Origin of the sequence: Pseudobutyrivibrio sp. JW11 (assembly GCF_900115355.1) — a bacterium.
In the GTDB taxonomy this organism is placed as follows: domain Bacteria; phylum Bacillota; class Clostridia; order Lachnospirales; family Lachnospiraceae; genus Pseudobutyrivibrio; species Pseudobutyrivibrio ruminis.
Map to the genome: position 1 here is coordinate 1 of NZ_FOWB01000022.1, position 18,050 is coordinate 18,050.

Genomic DNA, 18,050 nt, shown 5'->3' on the forward strand with positions numbered 1-18,050 from the left:
AGGTACTGATTACGATGAATAAGTCATCGTCGCTATATCTAAAACATTTCTGTCTTAAAACATTTTTATTGACTATCTTTAATAGTTAGTCTCTACTTTAGTTCCACAATTTGTGCAGAATAATGCACCGTCTTCAAGTGTTGCGCCGCATGATGGGCACTTCTTTTCTACTGGGGCTTCTACTGCTGGAGCCTCTTCTACAGGTGTTTCAACAGGAGCTGCTTCCTCTACTGGAGCTGCCTCTGGTGCTGATACTACCTCAGCCTCTGCTGCAGGTACATCAACAGGTGCTTCCTGCTTTGGTACTGGTGTACCGCATGAGCTACAGAATGCTGAATCCTTAGGAACCTCAGCTCCGCAGTTAGGGCACTTTACGACACCCTTAATGTTTGTAATCTGCTGTCTGTAATCTTGAATCTTTCCAAGTGATTCATTGATTGCTGCAAAGTGATCCTTGAAGCAATCTTCAAAGTCTTCAAGATGCATTTCAAAATAGAGCTTACCAATCTGCTGATATGCATTGTTGATTCTTCGCTCTTCATCTGAAATATTTGAGTTTAGCTTTGCTACATCTGCAAAATCTTTTGTCTTAGCAATAGCTCCTTGACTAGCATCGGAAATCTTTTTTCCAAAATCATCAAAAAAACCCATTTTTTCCTCCTTAACAAATATTCTTCCTTTTTGTTATTATGTCGCTAAAATTCGCTCCTTTAAATATAGCTCATTTGCATTTTTTAGTAAATAAATTTGAGCTATTTATTTGCTCTTAAATTTAGTTTTTAGTGATTCAAAAATATCCGTCAAAGGTGTCTCCCCATCGAAAGAATATACATAACCGTGAAGGGATTTTGCCTTCTGCATAAGAGTCTTGGAATGATTCCAAATAAGAATGGCTGAGCGGCCCTTTCCGTTCTTTGCCTCCTGGATAAGATTGGCGGCTGCACTATTTCCATCAAAGGCGACTACCACTGATGGTCGACGCTCGAAAATCTCATAGTTAATACTTTTGTATATTCCCATTCCTTCAGACTCGATTGAAACTCGAACCTTAACATCAGCTTCCTTAATCTTTTCTGCCTCTTTCTTTGTAATAAGCGCAGGCACAAATGAATAGATTCTGAAGCCCTTGTCGTTGTGGTCTAAAAGATATTTTTCATAACCGGAAAGCTTGTGTCCGATTACGAAGCAAACCTCATCCGGACTCATATACTCAAGCATATCGTCCATTTGCTTTATAGCATTGGCACTGATTTTTGTTGTTCTATTTTCAGTGTTAAAGCTTCCTCCCAAGAGAACCACAGGTGTTCTGTCCCATGTGATTTCCTCAATCTGGTCCTTCAGCTCTGTGTTGGCATCAAGCTTTGGTGCAGATTTGGCCTTTGCCTTTGAAATGGTAACGGCCTGCATCTTTTCAAGGAGAACCTCCTCCATGTCGCGGTCGCCTAAAAGCTCGGCGAAGGCTGCCTTCTTTACTGAATATGCCTTTTGGCTCTCTTCGATTATCTTCCTCTCGGAATCGTGCATTTGCTTAAGCTCGTCGTCTGTAAGACCAAGCATTTTCTCCAGAGATAGCTGCTCGTCGATAGAATTGGTGCCGTAAAGGGCAGCTCCATCTGTACCCTGTACGCAGGAAATTCCTTTTTCAAGGTACTGCTTAAGTGGGTGATTCTGAAGTGAGTTCAGGTTGTTCAAACGCACGTTACTTGTGATTTGGAACTCAAGAACCACGTTGTTTTCCTTTAGCTCTTTTAATGTCTCCTTGCCCTTCTTTGATGCAAGGCTGTATGTATAAAGTCCATGGCCTAATCGCATCTTTGGCATCTTCTGGCCTGGCTCCAATGATTCTTTTACGCAGGCAATTGAATGGGCGATATTGTCCTTCTGGCTATCGTTTTCTCCTGCATGAACACGGATGACAAAGCTTGGATCAGCCTTTGCAATCTTTACGATTTCTTTGAAGGCAGGCTTTAGAGTGATGATATCGTTTATCTCCTCGCCTACGAAATCGCAGCCTGCCACATATGGATCAAGGGCTGTTGCTTTAAGCACCTCTAAGTTCTGCTCCAGGTAGTTGGCTGGAGTGACGGCATCCTTAACGATTGTAAGAGGGATACGACGCATCGCTGCAAGGAATCGAATCATGACACCTGTCTCCTGGTAAATGCTTGGCATAACTGCATGAACCTGTCTAAGCATTTCGATTGATTCGTACTTTTTAACAAGGGTTGTGTCACTGATTTCTGCATAGCAAACGCCCTGCTTTTTGTAGCTTCTGGCAATCCAAAGAAGCTTATCCTGGAAGATTGTATTGTGACAATAATCAGGATTTTCCCTATCACGAAGCATCTGCTTAAGGGCGTTTTTAACATCCTCATCTGAAATCATATCCACCTTTGCAAAAGGTATCTGCTCCTCGCTCTCCTTTCCCTTACAGAATACATAGCGATACAGGTAAACCTTTTCCAGGTTTGTAAATACGGCCTGTCCATCCTTTATAACAGCCAGAGAATTTCTAATCTTTACGATGTTCATCTCTGCATTGTCCAGGTTGTTTAGGATTAGGTCTGCAAAGTTTATAAATGTATTATCATTGATTCTGCGGTCCAGATACTTGCCCTGCAAATCCGATGATACGAACTGGCGGGCAACCTTTTCACGCTGGGCATTTACCTTTTCCCACTGGGCATCAGTAAGCTCTAGCTCCAGCTTCTTTACATAATAAAGTGGATAGCGAATCTGATGAGCGATTCCCAGTGCAATAAGGATATCGCCTGTCAAATTGCCGTTCATGTGGGTGTGCAAATCTGCTCTGAATTTTAAATCCTTGCGGATGAATGTCTTGAATATTGTCTTTCCAGCAGGAAGCTTGAAATCCTTTGTCTGACTCATGAGAGTCTTTGCAATGGCTGGGATTGTAGCTTTTCTATCTACTGTGCCATCAGGATAAATGCTGGCAATCTCTGTGTCTGCCAGCTTGAAGATATAGCTCTCCTGATTATTTCCATCTATAAAACATGGGATTTCGTCTGTGATAATAAGCATTCCATTGTCATCCTGTGAAAGTGGGAGGTTACAGGTCTTTGAAATGTTACGAATAAGATTTCCTGTACTGTGATTTGGCGTGGTCAGGACATAGTACATCCTGTCTAGATCCTTGTAGAGATTTACAATAATATCCTTCTCATTATCGAGAAAAAAACAAGTTAAATATGTCATAGCCACTCCTATTATCCTAAGATTTTTACTATATTTTGTATCATAGAATCGGTCTCATTACAACAAATCTCTTGTTCTAATTCTAACACTATTTTGCTAGAGCGTTTTAAAATTATTTAAATATGTTGTATTATTATACCTAACATACATTTGGGGAGATTTTTATGAAATATATTAAACGATATTTACCTTTAGCTATTGCATTTGGAATTTCCGCGGCCATTCTTGTTGCCGTGCTGATTATAAGTTCGGTTAGTAAAGCCACCGTTATCAAGGAACATAGTGATGATAATGGATCCGCTCCTACTATTTCACCTGATGAACATTCCTTCTCACATCCTAAGGTCCATGGCATCTATGTGACTGCGCCAACTGCCGGCACTGAAAAAATGGATGAATTAATAGATCTTATAAACTCCACTGATTTAAATGCTGTTGTACTTGATATTAAGGAAGATTCCGGGAACATCTCCTTTTATCTAGACAATCCAGATAACGACGAAACCAAAGCTTGTATCCCATACATAAAGGATATTAAAGCGCTTTTACAAACTCTTCATGATAACGATATTTACGTCATCGGCCGAATCTCTTGCTTTAAGGACCCAGTTTTAGCTGCAGCTCATCCTGAGCTGGCGTTGCTGGATTCAACTGGTGAGCCAGTGGTTGATTCAATGGGAAATGCATGGGTGAATCCATGCAAGCAGGAAGTGTGGGATTATGTGACAGACATTGCTGTAGATTGCGCTCTCCTTGGATTTGATGAGATTCAGCTTGACTATGTTCGTTTTCCAGTGGGCCAGAACTCAGAAGATGCTGTTTATGGCGTTGCCTCTGATGATGACAGCAGACAAGAATACATCAACGGCTTCCTTTCACAAATCACTTCTGCTGTTCATGAAAAAGCTTTTACTCCTGTCAGCGCCAACGTCTTCGGAACAATTATCACAAGTGATGTGGATGCAAAGCACATCGGCCAAAGCTACACTGACTTCGCCTCAACTGTTGATTGCATCAGCCCAATGATTTATCCATCCCATTATGCTGCCGGAGATTTCGGTCTGGATGTACCTGATGCCAATCCTTACGATACCATCTACGGTGCTTTATTAGGCTCCGCAGATGCGCTGGCTTCCATCCCAGATGAGGATAAATCGACCGTTCGCCCATGGCTTCAGGCCTTCACCGCTGAAAATTTGGAAGGCCACATAGAATATGACAAAGCCGCCATCGACAGCGAGATTCAGGCTGTCTACGATGCCGGCTATGATGAATGGATTTTATGGAATTCAAAAAGTGATTACTCTGTTTTATCGGAATCACTGGAGTAATGACATTACTGACTGCTGGTCTGTGTTTGCCTGCGCAAGCATAGACTGGCCAGCCTGCATAAGGATGTTATCCTTTGAAAATCTGACCATTGCATCAGCCATATCTGTATCTCTGATTCTTGATTCTGCTGCTTGTGTATTTTCTACTACATTATCTACGTTCTTTACTGAATGCTCTAATCTATTCTGGACTGCACCAAAATAGCTTCGCATTTCCGATACTCTTTTAATTGCTTCACCAACTGTATCAATTGCAGCAGTAGCTTTTGCTTCTGTGGTGATATCAAGTGTATCTACGCCAAGTGCCTTTGCTGTGGCGTTGACGCCCTGAACTGTAACACCTTCATTGGCTTCGTTTGTTGTTTGAAGGAAAAGCTTGTCGTTTTGTCTTCCATCGATGTGGGTGAATGATATTGAAGGATAGGAAACAGTTGTATATTCAACTAATTTCAAACCGTATTGTTCTACAATTTCTTCTTTAGTTCCAATAAAGTTTGCCCATATTCTTCCCTTATCTGTTAAATAAAATGTATCGTTCCACGCATAATCATTTTCATATATATTATTGTTCTCATCTACCTTCAAAGATGCTTTTGTTCCAATAGATACATACATAGATATATTGTCAGGTTGTCCATCCAAGTTAATGTCACTAATATTGGAACTATTTAACTCAGTATAAGACAAAGCAAAGTTTCCTATTCCTCCACCAGATGAACTACCACTTTCGTTATATTGTGTAGTTGAAGCAAATCCAGTTCCTACAACTGAACCATTATAAAAATATGGAGCAAATAATGCATCTTTTACTGTAATCGTTTCCCCGCCAGCTACCGTAACACCATTTACATATATATCCCTATTATAGTCATTTGTTAATTTAACATCTTTAAATGAATATATGTCAGGTAAACTTATTTCCTCAACACTACCAATTTCCTTTATTGTTGTATCTGCATTCAATGGATAAATATCACCATTAAAATTTGTGGTCTTCGCAATTCTATCAATCTCACTTCTGAGCTGAGAAATCTCGTATTGAATATCTTTTCGGTCTGTTTCTGAATTTGTACCGTTTGCAGCCTGGACGCACAACTCGTTCATACGCTGAAGCATATCGTGAGTTTCTGTTAATGCACCATCTGCAACTTGAACTAGGGAAATACCGTCTTGAATATTTGTAGAAGCTCTGTCTAAGCCTCGAATTTGCTTACGCATTTTTTCAGAGATAGAAAGACCTGCGGCATCATCAGAAGAGCGGTTAATCTTATAACCACTTGAAAGCTCTTCCTGTGTTGCTCCTAAGGAAGAATTTGTAAGGTTTAACATTCGGCTAGCATTGCTAGCTGTCATATTATGCTGAACAACCATAACTATCCCCGATTAATAAAAAAATAAACCATCCTTAGTTCTAGTTATCAGCATCCTTGCTAATATAGATATCGGAGTATGGTTTATTTTATTTAGTCTGAATATTCAATTTATTCTACAGATTGTCTAAAACTCTGTAATAATGCTATTTCACATTTTCATCCTTATCTGCAAGAAGAAGGGCCAAAATGTGATTAGCCTGTGGGAATTCCCCTGATGCAATCATCTCATCAATCTGTGCTCTATTGTAAAGATGAACGTTTAAGACTTCTGTCTCATCAAGGTTCTGCCCGCTCACCTTTCTGCAATTCTTTGCAACGTAGATGTAAGCGTAATTATCAGCCATAGTAGCATTTGATGGAACAGTAAGGAGGAACTTCCAGTCGTCGCTTTCGTATCCTGTTTCCTCCATAAGCTCGCGCTTTGCTGCCGCAAGAGCATTCTCTGTGCTACCAGCATCCTGGCGGTTTCCGTATTCTTTGCCATCTGTGCGCTCAATTCCACCTGCGCAAAACTCTGTGGTCACCTGCTTGATTCCCTGACGATACTGTCTAACACAGATATAATTTCCCTCTTCATCTGTGGCTACTATTACCACATAGTCGCGGCGGCTGTAGCTATAGTATGGCTCAAATTCTCTTCCATCTGGAAATCTGTATCTGCTTTTTCTGAAATCTATCCATTCGTCATTTACGATATGTTCGCAGGATACCTCTTCCCACTGAAGTTTTTCATTTTCGCTCATTTACTTATCCTTTTCTATCTTTGAATTGTGAACTCGTAGGCTGTGTTGTATGTGGCCACATAAAGTGTGTCACCCTTGATATCAAACTGCTCTGGTGCTGATTTTACCGAAATCTCATCCACCTTGTCGCCTGTGTGCTTATCAAGCAAGTAGATGTAGTCTGGCTCGGATGTAAATCCATATCCGCAGATGATTGTATCGCCATCAACGATGAAGTTGCAAAGGCCTGATACAAGTGGCTCGCTTCGCCAAATCACTTCATTTTTCTGAAGGTCGATAGCTATGATGTGGCTTGATAATGGGTTCTCGCTAGAATATCCGTTGTGCATTATTGAAACATAAAGGATGTTTGCATTATCATCCATCACTGCATACTGAATATCCTGCACAGCCTGTGAATATCTGCCTGATTCATCTGGGCCATAGCAAAGCTCGTATAAATCCAAATAATAAAGGATATCCCCTGTGCTTTCGGATGAAATTGTAAGTGCTGTGCATGAATAATCATCCTTTGGATAGAGCCCCATGTATGTAAATGTTCCATCTGAGTATGGAAGCTTCTGATACTCGAAACCATTCTTCTGGCACCATACATCAGTGTCGAGCCAGTCCTGACTCTCCTCCTTTGTCTTGGTAAGTGAAAGATGTGGGTAATCATCAGCATTTAATCCTGTGTTATTGAACTTATCCCATGATGGATTCTTGATTGTGATAGCTGCTGGTGATTCTGTGATATTTTCATCGTTATTCTCTAGCCCCTCAGTCTCATCATCTGTAGTTGCTGTTTCTGTGGATTCTGTCTGCGAATCCGCCTTTGAATCTGATGATTCCACCGACTCTGTAGCTTGTGTATCCTCATCATCCTCAATTGTAATTTTAATTGTTTTGCAGCCTGTTAAAATAAGGCTTGCGCTTTATTCCTATAATTAGATTGTTTCTCCATCTACCAAATCATATGGTACTATTATCCGCTTATTTTTTTCTTTCTCTTTGACCTCTATTAGATTAAACAATAATTGCATAGCCTCTTTAGCCACCAATTCTACATTATTGTTAACCGAATTTAGCCTAGGTGAAATATACTTTAGTGTATCTATTGCATCGAATCCATGCAATCCATAATCCTTGCCTGCTGTAAGCCTTTTTTCTTTTAGCTTCATCATAATTTCTAAGGCCATCTCATCTGCTGTGCAAATAAAAGCTATTTCTTTGTTTACTGGATAATCCTCTATATGTTCAAGATAATCCCAATCTAATAAATACCCTGCAGTACATTTATCTTGCGCCTGCTCAATAGCCTGATTGAAACCTAAAAGACGTTGCTCATGAACGTAAATATTTTCTTTGTTATTTCCATTTATTGGTGGACATACAAATACAATGTGCCTATATCCCTTAGAAATAACTTTATTTGTAGCTGCTTTCATTGCGCTACGCTGAGAGATATCCACAAAAGGTATCCCTTCTGCTATCTTGTTATCCACAGAAACAACTGGGATATCCAAACCATCGAGAAACGCCTTGTATTCGTCTCCTTTGTTAATGGATGATAAAATGATACCGTCTGTCTTATATGCAGCTAGCCTTTTAATCTTATCGATTTCCTTCTGGGAATCATTGTTATGCAGATTAATATTAACTCCATAACCAAGTTTCTCTGCTTCCGCACTTACAGCGCTAATCATCTGTGCAAAATATCGATTTTTTGAATCTAAGACAACCATACCTATTGTATAAGTACGTCCTTTTGCCAAGCTTCGTGCTAATAAGTCAGGCTTATAACCATGCTCCTTAGCAGTCTTCAGAATCATTTCTTTAGTTGCATCATTTATCCGCCCTGTGTTATTTAACGCTCTGATTACTGTCGTTCTTGAAACACCACAAAGCTTCGCTAAATCATTAGTTGTGATACTCATCGTTCCCCTCTACTCAAACTACTACTCATTCTAACCCAACTTTTAACATCTGGAAAGAGAATGGTTTTAATAATAGCTTTATGTCATCATTATTTAACTCGTAATTGACGATTTCCTGTGGTCTAACAGCATCATGATTCTCTACGTTATTGGTTTTTATATCATCATGAAATAATACCTTTGATTCCCTTATTCCATTTACTTTAAACGCTCTAATATCGATGCTTATTTCCTCTTTCTTTTCACTCCTATTTACAAAGAATAATACTAATTCATTGTCTCTTTCATTAGCAACCACCAGGTTATCTATTAAAGGAACCTCTTCCATATCATCTGTTGAATATGTTTCACCAATATATTTTGATTGAAGAACTGTACCTACTGCATTATTTGCAATCAACTCAAATGGGAAGTAAATTGGTTGAACCCACGCTTCACCACCTTTTTTTGTCATAATACATGCACTTATATTCGTTAATAAAGACTGACAACCTATTTTTACTCTATCACATTTTTTCAATAATACCATCATCATGCTTGCAAATAATAAAGAGTCTTCCATGGTATAAATCTGCTCACCTAATGGTGGTGCAATTTGCCAAGGATGTTCGTCTACCCATTTTTGCACTTCATAGTCTGGTGTTGACCATACCCCCCATTCATCAAAACAAATATTCATTGTCTTTTTACTATTACGTTTTTTCTTCTCTAAATCTGCTATACCACAAACCAAATCAATATATCTTTCCATATCTAAAGACCTAGCAAGAAATGATTTGGTTCCTTTATCCTGACCATCATAATACTGATGAAGAGAAATATAGTCTGCCTCATCATACGTATTGCTAAGAACTTCTCGTTCCCAATCTCCAAATGTAGTATTTCTAGACATTGAGCTTCCACACACTACTAACTCGATGGTAGGATCTAAAACCTTCATTGCTTTCCCAATTTCATGTGCAAGTCTCCCGTATTCGTGGGCCGTCTTATGGCCTATCTGCCATTCGCCATCCATTTCATTTCCTAGGCACCATGTTTTTACTTTATATGGCTCCTTGGATCCATATTTTACGCGAAGATTACTATAATATGTCCCTTCTTCGCTATTACAATACTCAAGTAGAGCCACTGCTTCATCTATTCCTTTTGTACCCATATTTACGGCCATAATTGGCTCCATGTCATATCGTTTAGCCCACTTCATGAACTCATCAATTCCTACTTCATTTGTTTCGATTGATTTCCATGCTAAATCTCTTTTTCGTGGACGATTTTCTTTAGGTCCTATACCATCCATCCAATTATAATTTGAAACGAAATTACCTCCTGGATATCTAACTAATCCTACTCCCATCTTTTTGGCTAATTCTGCCACGTCTTTTCTGAAACCGTCTTCATCTGCTGTAGGATGATTTTCTTCATATATTCCCGTATAAACGACTCTACCCATGTGCTCTACAAATGAACCAAATATCCTTTTGTCCACTTTTCCAATTTTAAAGTCTTTATCTATAACAATTCTGTTTTTCATCCTCTTCTCCTATTCTTTCATACCTGATGTAGCAATACCTTCCATAAAGAATCTCTGACCAAATAAGAAAACTATTAACAATGGAGCTATTGCAATTACTGTTGCTGCTAGAGTTGGACCATACTTTATTGCATTACTTCCAACAAGAGTTGCTAATCCTGCAGAAAGTGTTCTCTTTTCTTGCGTACTTGTGAGCATCATGGGATATAACAAGTCGTTCCAGTTATTCATTAAATGAAAGATTCCTAATGTTACCAATGCCGGCTTTGATAAAGGTAATATTATTTTCAAATATATTTGTATTTCACTCATACCATCGATACGAGCAGCTTCATCTAAAGATTTGGGAATCCCCGAGAAGAATGAAGTAAGCATAAAAATACCATACGCGCTGGCAGCTCTTGGTAATACTAGACCTATAAAAGTGTTGAGAATTCCCATTTTATATTCTTCCAAATAAATTGGAATCATAACAATTTGAAATGGAATCATCATTGTTAAAAGTATTATTCCAAATATAATTTTTCTTCCTCTGAACTCCATTCTTGAAAATGCATATGCCGCTAACGAATCAAAAAACAAACTAATTATCGTTACAGCACCTGCGAAACATACTGTGTTTTTAAGCATCGTTGGTATTGGCAAAACACTCCATACATACTTAAACTGTGTCGTAACCCATTCAGTTGGAAAGAACTTTGGTGGCCATTGCATTACATCAAAATCTGACTTAAAAGAAGACACCAATAGCCAAAACAACGGAAGCAATACAATAAGCATTATTATCGTTAGCAATACATAACTAATTATGTCAAAAGATCTTTTACTCATTATTCTTCCTCCCTTCTAGTTGAATACTTCCTCAAAATAAAAGTTATTATTGCAATCAGGAAGAATAAATAAACAGCAATTGAAGTAGCATATCCAACATCAAATGGAGCTGTTTTGAATCCTCTGTCGTAAATAAATCCTACTAAAGTCTCTGTTGAATATAGAGGTCCACCTTGAGTTAATACATATATCTGATCAAATACCTGCAATGCTCCTATTAATGTTGTTACCAGGCAGAAAGCTATTGTTTCCTTGATACCGGGTATTGTCACATAAATGAATTTTCTAAACCAAGATGCTCCGTCTATTTCTGCTGCTTCATATAATGACTGTGAAACCCCAAGTGCAGCAGCTGACAATAATGTCAAAGTATATCCAAAAGTTTTCCAAACAGATACTGCGATAACCGTACCCATTGCATATCCTTCTGTTCCGAGTAAATTGGGAATTTCTACACCAATTTTACTTAACATAAAAGCAACCATTCCTGAATTCTTGTTTAGTATCATAGACCACATAATACTTATTGCTGTCATTGAACAAACATAAGGTATGTAAAAAACAGTACGTAAAAACTTATGAAATCTATTATTACTAAGCATTAAAAATAATAATAGTAGCGATAATCCTATCTGCAATGGAACTTCTATTCCTGTGTATACAATCGTATTTTTCGTAGCATTCCAAACTCTCGAATCTTCCAACATTCTGCTGTAATTCTCAAACCCTATAAACTCGTATCCATTCATGTAAATATCCATGTTGGTCAAGCTAATGAAAAAAGCCTCAAAAAGTGGCACAAACACAAATATTATGAAGATTAATGATGATGGTGCTATGAATAGGTATGCTAATTTTTGATTCCTTTTCATGTTTCTCCTCCAATATGCTGGTGCTACATTTTGTAGCACCAGCATAATCATTCTATAGACCTAATACCTCATCTAATTTCTCCGATGCCTCTTCAACGCATGTTGTTACATCATCTCCAGATAAAATCTTTTCCATCATTGGCTGCATTACATCTGCATCAATCTGAGATCCACAATCCAATGTCAAATGCCAATCTCTACCAATTGTTGAAGCTGCTGATACGTCTGCTAAAATCTCATTTGACTGGATTTCCGAATCTTGAAGTACTGAATTTGACCATACAGGGAATCCATTTCTGTTAGACCATTCCTTCAAGACATCATCGCTAAGCCAATATGCCATGAATTTATATGCTGCTTGCTTTGTCTTATCATCAGCTCCCTTTGTAAGCATCCATGAACATCCTCCTTCAGGTGAAAAGGCACCTGCTGTACCAGCTGGAATTGCTGTAATACCATAATTAACACCAAGCTGATTTAAACCATTGATATTCCAAGGACCACTAGTGTACATTGCAAGTCTTCCTGCCTGGAACATGGTATCTGCTTCTCCTGCATCCAATGCTTCTGGAGAAACACCTTCCTTGATCATGTCTTGTAACCATGTTAAAGTTTTGATATTCTCTTCAGAGTTTAAATAGTTCTCTGTTCCATCGCTATTTACTACATCTCCTCCGTTAGCCCACAGATATTCAACGTAGTTGCCATAATTTACTGGAAGTCCTAATCCGTATATGCCATTTGCTTCATCGGTACATGCGACTGCTGCCTTCTCCAGTTCCTCCATCGTAGTAGGTGGTGTCTCTGGATCTAAGCCTGCTGCTTCAAATAGATCTTTGTTATAGTACAAATACTGAAGATTATATTGCATTGGTACACCATACTGTGTTCCATCAAAATACGATTTTTCCAATACATTCTCATTGAAATTAGACTTATCGACTCCAGTCACCTCCCAGAAATCATCAATTGGCTCAATCATGTCATTTTCTTTATACTGCTTGATGAGCTCAACACCAGCCAATATAAAAGATGGACCTGTACCAGTAGAAATTGCTGTTGGTAGCTTAGACTGTAATGTTGCATAGTCCATAATGTCGATCTCGACTGTAATGTTATCTGTATTTGTTTTGTTGTAATTGTCTACAATTTCTCTTAATACATCTCCATCCGAACCAGTAAAGTTACACCAAAATGAAATTGTTGTTGCTTCACCACTTTCTTTGGCTTCTGATGTGTCAGTAGACGCTGTTGCAGCTGTGGTACTTGACGATGAACCACATCCTGAGAACAAACTCATCATCATCAATCCAGCTAATAAGCCACTAATAAGTTTTCGCTTCATAAAATTTTTCCTCCTCCTTATGAATCGCCCCAAAAATTTTATTGTATACTATAATGCGTACTCGTGTGCGCACATTTTTAAAAATAAAAGCACTTCTTAAAGAAATGCCTTATTTATGTTTGTGTACTCGTGTACGCTTCTTATATTCAATTTAAATCTATTTTTATATTTCGTCAACATGAAATAATTAACAATAATCTATTTATATATTTGTTTCATTTGACTTTTCCTAGTTATTTTTTAGAAAACGTAATGCTGCACAGCATCAGGAATATCAGCGCAAAGCCAAGCGCATCGTACACTGTGAACTTGTTTCCAAGGATTGTAGTTCCGATGATTGCAGCAGTTATAGGCTCTGCAAAGCTATATAGGCTGGCCTTGTTTGGGCCGATTCGCTTAACACCGCTGATGTATAGAGTAAATGCTCCAATGTTTCCAACAAGTACTACGAAGGCTATGCCAAGAAGTCCGTAAATGTTTGGTGTGTAAGGGATTTGCCATATTCTAAAGATAAGGCATCCAAATGCGCCACCCATCAAAAATGACCAGGCCTGAGCAATAACTACAGGTGTGTCGCTGGTTATTCTTGGAGCAAGCACATTGTAAATCATTACACATACTGCGCTACCAACTCCCGCTATCAGAGCCCCCTTAGCAACCGAAAGGTTTTCTATGTTTCCATGGGTTGTAAGGAAGAATACACCAAGGATTGCCAGTAGTATTGCGCATATCTCACCGACTCTTGGTAATCTTTTTCCCTTCAGACATGTCACCATCAAAATGAAAATAGGAGCTAGATCCTGCAAAATCGTACCTATGGCTGCGTTTGAAAGCTCTATAGTTAGGAAATATAGAAACTGGCAGCAGCTAACTCCTAGCAGGCCATATATCAGCATGTTTATAGACTGGCCAGGTGTGGCCCATGGTTTGAAGGTTTCTTTTTTGTATTTTATAAGGCAGTAAATAAATAAGATAATTCCTGCCATGCCCAGACGGATAGGCACGAGCCACTGACTATCCATCTGCTGCACATCAAATAAATACTGGCCCACAGAACCTGAGAGCCCCCAGCAGGAGGCTCCCAAAATTGTAAGCAATATTCCTTTATAATCACGTTTCATCTGTTAATTAATAATCTCCAATAAATCTTTTTCTACGTGGCATTGCAAAAACAGCACCTGTACGCCTGAATTCTTAGCCTCTTGTAAAGCAACTCCAAACTCCGGGTGAGTCTCCACATTTGGGCGCACTTCTGTAACTCCATCTACCTGAATTACAAAAGCTACCATAGCCTTATACCCAAGCTTTGTAGCCTTTGCCAACTCTCTCAAATGCTTTACTCCACGCTCTGTAGGCGCATCAGGAAAATAGCCTACACCATCTATAATAAGTGTGCAACCTTTAACTTCTAGAAGATATTCATCCTCACCTTTTTTCATGAAGAAATCGATTCTGGAATCACCATATTTATGCTCCGGATCAATATAATCGTAATCCTGCTTTTCAATCCACTCCTTCACCACCGCATTTGGCGCCTGAGAATCGATGTTGATTATTCCGATAGGTGTCTCAACGGCAACCAAATCATATGGTGTCTTGCGCTCTGGATTTGTGGCCTTTTCCAGATATACCGTCCTGCCAGGAAGCAATAATTCCTTGCATCGGCCGGTATTTTTTACATGGACAGTTACTTCTTGTCCATCAATATCAACCTGTGCTATAAAACGGTTTGGACGTGATATGAACTTTGCTTCTACTATATTTTTATATTTCACTAATGATTTTTCTCCTATATCAAGCCCATAAAATATGCCGCTATAACCAACTGGATAATCAGAATGGCTGGCATGCCGATTACAAAATACCAGTGTTTTGTCTTGTGGTGGAACAGGTACATCCCTGCCCATGTTCCGATGCTTCCGCCTATTAAGCTGACTAAAAATAGTGTTTTTTCTGGAATGCGCCAAGCACCTTTGATAGCTTTTGCTTTGTCGATTCCCATTACGGCTAAGCCTGCAATATTAACAATGACCAAATATCCAAGTATCAACTTGTCCATGATAATATCCTCCGTTTTATATCTTAGTCTTCGCCAAGCAATGTAACTATTCTTGGCTCGTAGCCTACTGCAGGAAGATATACGTCAAAAATATCCTTTGCAGCTATCCTCATGCTTGATGTATTTACACAAGGATGGCAGCCGATAAACTCGCTGTTTTTCACATCCTCGTCCACCAAAAGCTGCACTACATGGTCTTTATCATTCATCAGCCCCATTACACTAACTGAGCCTGGCTCGATATCAAGATACTTCAGCATATCCTCTGGGTCAGCAAATGACAGTCTCGCTGAATTTATCTGCTTTGAAAGCTCTTTTGTTTTAAACTTTTTATCTCCTGGAATCATCAGTAAATAAAAGTTTGTCTTCTGTCTGTTACACAAAAACAGATTCTTGCAAATTAATGCACCAAGGGATTTATCTATTTCAGCGCAAACTTCCATTGTATCCGCTGGCGCATGGTCTATACGCTTGTACTCAATTCCAAGATTATCTAAATAATCATATACTCTGACTTCCCTGTCTAATCGTCCTGTTGTGTCCGCTGGTCTGCCTGTTTGTAATTCTGTCATGATATTCTCCTCTATTCTGTCTCTTCCTGTGTAATAATTCCGTCGTCGCTTATTTGCGCATTCACTGATATGCTTTCAAGCCTATCATACAGCTGGCGCTGCTTTGCACCATCTGCCACGTACTGTGTTGTGCAGTTTGCTTGTAATGCTGGTGTAATGATAACGTCCATATTTTCCTCATCATTATCGCCATAGCAATGCAGTGTGATAAGCATGGTATCCAACGTCTTTTCGTTAAACCAATAATTTCCAAGACTGTAGACTATTGGCACATCGTTGTAAAACTCGAAGCCCTGAAGACAATGGGTGTGGGCGCCTATGATTACATCCGCGCCGGCGTCGATGTACTCGTGGGCTGTGGATGTCTGTACCGGCTCAAGCACTGTGGAATATTCCGTGCCCCAATGAGGTAGCGCCACCACAATATCCGCATTAGCATCTGCTTCTTTTATCTCTTCATCAAAAAGGGCTGTGTCATAGCATCTGAGAATTCCTGGCTCGGTATCTGTGGCCTGTGGTGTCATCTTGTTTTTTTCAGCACGGGATGCAGCCACGAATGCTATCTTCTTTCCTTGGACTTCCATGTACACTGGCTCACTTGCCTCAGCCAGATTATGGCCTGCTCCTACATATGGAATCCCTGCCGCATCCAAGGTATCCATGGTATCAAGCAATGCGTCTTTTCCATAATCGTACACATGATTATTTGCAAGACCCACTATATCTACTCCTAGCAACTTCAAGTTCTCAACCCTAGCAGGATCCGCCCTGAAAGTATAGGCTTTGCCCGGCAGTGGTTGTCCACGGTCGCTGTATGTAAACTCGTTATTTATCCACATTATATCGGCCTGCTGCATGGTACTTATTAACTCCGGTGAAATACAATCCGCGATACCATTTTCACAAGTGTTTAGATACTGGGTTGTGGCCCAATTTTCGTCAAAGTTGATATCGCCGGCGAAGCATAATGTGAAATCGTATTCACCATTATCTTCTGTGGTAGATTCCACAGGCTGTGGCTGGCTATAGTTGGCCTCCTGGGCCGACACCTGCTCTTGCATAACCGTTTGCTTGCCGCATGCTACTAGCGATAAGGCCAAGCATATTGATAAAGCTATCCTTCTTTTCATTGACTTTCGTTCCTAACTCCCTAATATAACTAATTTTAGCTCCTATTATACAACTTCATACTTTAGACGTACATTAGTGTTATTATTACTATATATGACCTTTGTCCGTTTTAAGGTGGTGATTCTATGTTGGGTATTAATGGCATAAACACTAACTTTTCTCCATATAGTAATTCTTTTAATTCTGGCGCTACAACTCCTGTGGATTCAAAAATTGCAGATGAACTGCGTGCTGAGGGCAAAAGTGAATCCTTGGCTAAAAATATCACCAGCGAACGCGCTGCAAAGCGTGCCGGTGTAATTGAATGCGAAACTTGCGCCAGCAGAAAATACCAGGACGGATCTGACGAGCAAGTATCCTTTAAATCTGCTGCTCATATATCACCTAATGCTGCTGCGGCTCGTGTCCGCGGCCATGAGCAAGAGCACGTAAATAATGCCTACGACAAAGCTGAGGAAAGTGGCGGCAAAGTCCTTCAGGCCTCTGTTTCTATCCATACTGCTGTCTGCCCTGAGTGCGGCCGCACCTATGTCTCAGGCGGCACCACCCACACTAAGATTGCCTATCCAAACGAAGATAATCCTTATCAAAAAAACAGAAAGGAAGCCGATAATGGCCTCCTCTCTGGAATGAATATCGATATTGGGGTTTAAAATCTTTTACATGCTGCAAACATTTTGGTTCTTTTATAGGTTCTTTTCAAATATTTGATCTGCAAGACCTACAATAGGAGTAAAATCTGCAATCTTTTTAAATCCATATTTTTCATATAGGCCACGATGTTCACTTTTTAGATAAACTTTATTTAATCCTAGTTCTTTACCATAACTTAGGGCTTTTTCTATTAGCTTTTCTGAAACTCTTTTTCCTCTAAATGCTTCATCTACAAATACTAGATTTATAAATGGGTGGTAATTATATTCAGGTGGAATATATCCGTTCTCATCAAAAACGCAAAATCCTGCTATCTGGTTAGCCTCTATAGCAACAAATATTTGCTCTTTATCTTTGAAGTCATGTTTTTCCATCCTATTAGCTAAATTCTTACCTGGATTCCATGAGCAATTTCTAGAAAATGCTATTAGCTTATCCCAATATGGCTCATTCTCATTTACTAATATAATCTCCAT

The 18,050-nt window shown here is 39.3% G+C and carries 18 protein-coding genes; 2 read left to right on the top strand and 16 right to left on the bottom strand.

From position 1 onward, the window contains the following. Nucleotides 1-78: 78 nt before the first annotated feature. Together BM102_RS13350 and BM102_RS13355 are read right to left on the bottom strand one after the other, a co-directional pair. Complete coding sequence (locus BM102_RS13350) at nucleotides 79-651, bottom strand: zinc ribbon domain-containing protein (RefSeq protein WP_090482709.1); 573 nt, start codon at nucleotides 649-651, stop codon at nucleotides 79-81. 105 nt (nucleotides 652-756) lie between these two features. Then, nucleotides 757-3,216, bottom strand: a complete 2,460-nt coding sequence (locus BM102_RS13355; protein ID WP_090482712.1) for an amidohydrolase family protein — start codon at nucleotides 3,214-3,216, stop codon at nucleotides 757-759. Between the two features lie 164 nt (nucleotides 3,217-3,380). Between BM102_RS13355 and BM102_RS13360 the strand changes: the two genes are divergently transcribed. Then, the gene (locus tag BM102_RS13360) at nucleotides 3,381-4,547 is read left to right on the top strand and encodes a putative glycoside hydrolase (protein WP_090482715.1); all 1,167 of its coding nucleotides are present in this window, start codon (nucleotides 3,381-3,383) and stop codon (nucleotides 4,545-4,547) included. Here BM102_RS13360 and BM102_RS14555 read toward each other — a convergent pair. From BM102_RS14555 to BM102_RS13430, 13 genes are all read right to left on the bottom strand, one after another. Then, nucleotides 4,536-5,918 (bottom strand): flagellin N-terminal helical domain-containing protein, encoded by a 1,383-nt coding sequence (locus BM102_RS14555; RefSeq protein ID WP_242942944.1) that lies wholly within the window; start codon nucleotides 5,916-5,918, stop codon nucleotides 4,536-4,538. The two genes, BM102_RS13360 and BM102_RS14555, sit on opposite strands and share 12 nt — an antisense overlap. Nucleotides 5,919-6,063: 145 nt before the next feature. Next, nucleotides 6,064-6,663 carry an NUDIX hydrolase gene (locus tag BM102_RS13375; RefSeq protein ID WP_090482719.1) on the bottom strand — a complete coding sequence of 200 codons (600 nt, stop codon included), beginning with the start codon at nucleotides 6,661-6,663 and terminating at the stop codon, nucleotides 6,064-6,066. Between the two features lie 14 nt (nucleotides 6,664-6,677). Next, nucleotides 6,678-7,496 (bottom strand): hypothetical protein, encoded by an 819-nt coding sequence (locus BM102_RS13380; protein WP_090482722.1) that lies wholly within the window; start codon nucleotides 7,494-7,496, stop codon nucleotides 6,678-6,680. A gap of 93 nt (nucleotides 7,497-7,589) precedes the next feature. Continuing rightward, on the bottom strand, nucleotides 7,590-8,579 hold the full coding sequence (locus BM102_RS13385; protein WP_090482725.1) for a LacI family DNA-binding transcriptional regulator: 990 nt from the start codon (nucleotides 8,577-8,579) through the stop codon (nucleotides 7,590-7,592). Nucleotides 8,580-8,604: 25 nt separating this feature from the next. Further along, nucleotides 8,605-10,110 carry an arabinosylfuranosidase ArfA gene (gene arfA / locus BM102_RS13390; protein WP_090482728.1) on the bottom strand — a complete coding sequence of 502 codons (1,506 nt, stop codon included), beginning with the start codon at nucleotides 10,108-10,110 and terminating at the stop codon, nucleotides 8,605-8,607. Nucleotides 10,111-10,119: 9 nt separating this feature from the next. Beyond that, the gene (locus tag BM102_RS13395) at nucleotides 10,120-10,941 is read right to left on the bottom strand and encodes a carbohydrate ABC transporter permease (RefSeq protein WP_090482731.1); all 822 of its coding nucleotides are present in this window, start codon (nucleotides 10,939-10,941) and stop codon (nucleotides 10,120-10,122) included. Further along, nucleotides 10,941-11,813 carry a carbohydrate ABC transporter permease gene (locus BM102_RS13400; RefSeq protein ID WP_090482734.1) on the bottom strand — a complete coding sequence of 291 codons (873 nt, stop codon included), beginning with the start codon at nucleotides 11,811-11,813 and terminating at the stop codon, nucleotides 10,941-10,943. Before BM102_RS13400 ends, BM102_RS13395 begins: the two co-directional genes overlap by 1 nt. 52 nt (nucleotides 11,814-11,865) lie before the next feature. Next, a complete protein-coding gene (locus BM102_RS13405; RefSeq protein WP_090482736.1) occupies nucleotides 11,866-13,158 on the bottom strand; it encodes an ABC transporter substrate-binding protein in 1,293 nt (430 codons plus the stop codon). A 233-nt stretch (nucleotides 13,159-13,391) separates the two neighbouring features. Beyond that, nucleotides 13,392-14,279, bottom strand: a complete 888-nt coding sequence (locus tag BM102_RS13410; protein WP_090482739.1) for a DMT family transporter — start codon at nucleotides 14,277-14,279, stop codon at nucleotides 13,392-13,394. A 3-nt stretch (nucleotides 14,280-14,282) separates the two neighbouring features. After that, nucleotides 14,283-14,933 carry a DNA/RNA nuclease SfsA gene (sfsA, locus tag BM102_RS13415; protein ID WP_090482743.1) on the bottom strand — a complete coding sequence of 217 codons (651 nt, stop codon included), beginning with the start codon at nucleotides 14,931-14,933 and terminating at the stop codon, nucleotides 14,283-14,285. Nucleotides 14,934-14,947: 14 nt separating this feature from the next. Continuing rightward, the gene (locus tag BM102_RS13420) at nucleotides 14,948-15,217 is read right to left on the bottom strand and encodes a DUF1294 domain-containing protein (RefSeq protein WP_090482746.1); all 270 of its coding nucleotides are present in this window, start codon (nucleotides 15,215-15,217) and stop codon (nucleotides 14,948-14,950) included. Nucleotides 15,218-15,240: 23 nt separating this feature from the next. Continuing rightward, nucleotides 15,241-15,789, bottom strand: a complete 549-nt coding sequence (locus BM102_RS13425; RefSeq protein WP_090482749.1) for a prolyl-tRNA synthetase associated domain-containing protein — start codon at nucleotides 15,787-15,789, stop codon at nucleotides 15,241-15,243. A gap of 11 nt (nucleotides 15,790-15,800) precedes the next feature. Next, nucleotides 15,801-16,919, bottom strand: a complete 1,119-nt coding sequence (locus BM102_RS13430) for a CapA family protein (protein WP_090482752.1) — start codon at nucleotides 16,917-16,919, stop codon at nucleotides 15,801-15,803. A gap of 126 nt (nucleotides 16,920-17,045) precedes the next feature. Between BM102_RS13430 and BM102_RS13435 the strand changes: the two genes are divergently transcribed. Then, nucleotides 17,046-17,573 carry a hypothetical protein gene (locus BM102_RS13435; RefSeq protein WP_090482755.1) on the top strand — a complete coding sequence of 176 codons (528 nt, stop codon included), beginning with the start codon at nucleotides 17,046-17,048 and terminating at the stop codon, nucleotides 17,571-17,573. Between the two features lie 33 nt (nucleotides 17,574-17,606). On the opposite strand, the gene BM102_RS13440 is transcribed toward BM102_RS13435, so the two are convergent. Next, entirely contained in the window at nucleotides 17,607-18,050 is a 444-nt protein-coding gene (locus BM102_RS13440) for a GNAT family N-acetyltransferase (protein ID WP_090482758.1), read from the bottom strand.

What these genes read in the sequence shown, in the direction of transcription:
- BM102_RS13350 (WP_090482709.1), bottom strand. Translation starts at nt 651, where the DNA reads ATGGGTTTTTTTGATGATTTTGGAAAAAAGATTTCCGATGCTAGTCAA.
- BM102_RS13355 (WP_090482712.1), bottom strand. Translation starts at nt 3,216, where the DNA reads ATGACATATTTAACTTGTTTTTTTCTCGATAATGAGAAGGATATTATT.
- BM102_RS13360 (WP_090482715.1), top strand. Translation starts at nt 3,381, where the DNA reads ATGAAATATATTAAACGATATTTACCTTTAGCTATTGCATTTGGAATT.
- BM102_RS14555 (WP_242942944.1), bottom strand. Translation starts at nt 5,918, where the DNA reads ATGGTTGTTCAGCATAATATGACAGCTAGCAATGCTAGCCGAATGTTA.
- BM102_RS13375 (WP_090482719.1), bottom strand. Translation starts at nt 6,663, where the DNA reads ATGAGCGAAAATGAAAAACTTCAGTGGGAAGAGGTATCCTGCGAACAT.
- BM102_RS13385 (WP_090482725.1), bottom strand. Translation starts at nt 8,579, where the DNA reads ATGAGTATCACAACTAATGATTTAGCGAAGCTTTGTGGTGTTTCAAGA.
- arfA (WP_090482728.1), bottom strand. Translation starts at nt 10,110, where the DNA reads ATGAAAAACAGAATTGTTATAGATAAAGACTTTAAAATTGGAAAAGTG.
- BM102_RS13395 (WP_090482731.1), bottom strand. Translation starts at nt 10,941, where the DNA reads ATGAGTAAAAGATCTTTTGACATAATTAGTTATGTATTGCTAACGATA.
- BM102_RS13400 (WP_090482734.1), bottom strand. Translation starts at nt 11,813, where the DNA reads ATGAAAAGGAATCAAAAATTAGCATACCTATTCATAGCACCATCATCA.
- BM102_RS13405 (WP_090482736.1), bottom strand. Translation starts at nt 13,158, where the DNA reads ATGAAGCGAAAACTTATTAGTGGCTTATTAGCTGGATTGATGATGATG.
- BM102_RS13410 (WP_090482739.1), bottom strand. Translation starts at nt 14,279, where the DNA reads ATGAAACGTGATTATAAAGGAATATTGCTTACAATTTTGGGAGCCTCC.
- BM102_RS13420 (WP_090482746.1), bottom strand. Translation starts at nt 15,217, where the DNA reads ATGGACAAGTTGATACTTGGATATTTGGTCATTGTTAATATTGCAGGC.
- BM102_RS13425 (WP_090482749.1), bottom strand. Translation starts at nt 15,789, where the DNA reads ATGACAGAATTACAAACAGGCAGACCAGCGGACACAACAGGACGATTA.
- BM102_RS13430 (WP_090482752.1), bottom strand. Translation starts at nt 16,919, where the DNA reads ATGAAAAGAAGGATAGCTTTATCAATATGCTTGGCCTTATCGCTAGTA.
- BM102_RS13435 (WP_090482755.1), top strand. Translation starts at nt 17,046, where the DNA reads ATGTTGGGTATTAATGGCATAAACACTAACTTTTCTCCATATAGTAAT.
- BM102_RS13440 (WP_090482758.1), bottom strand. Translation starts at nt 18,050, where the DNA reads ATGGAGATTATATTAGTAAATGAGAATGAGCCATATTGGGATAAGCTA.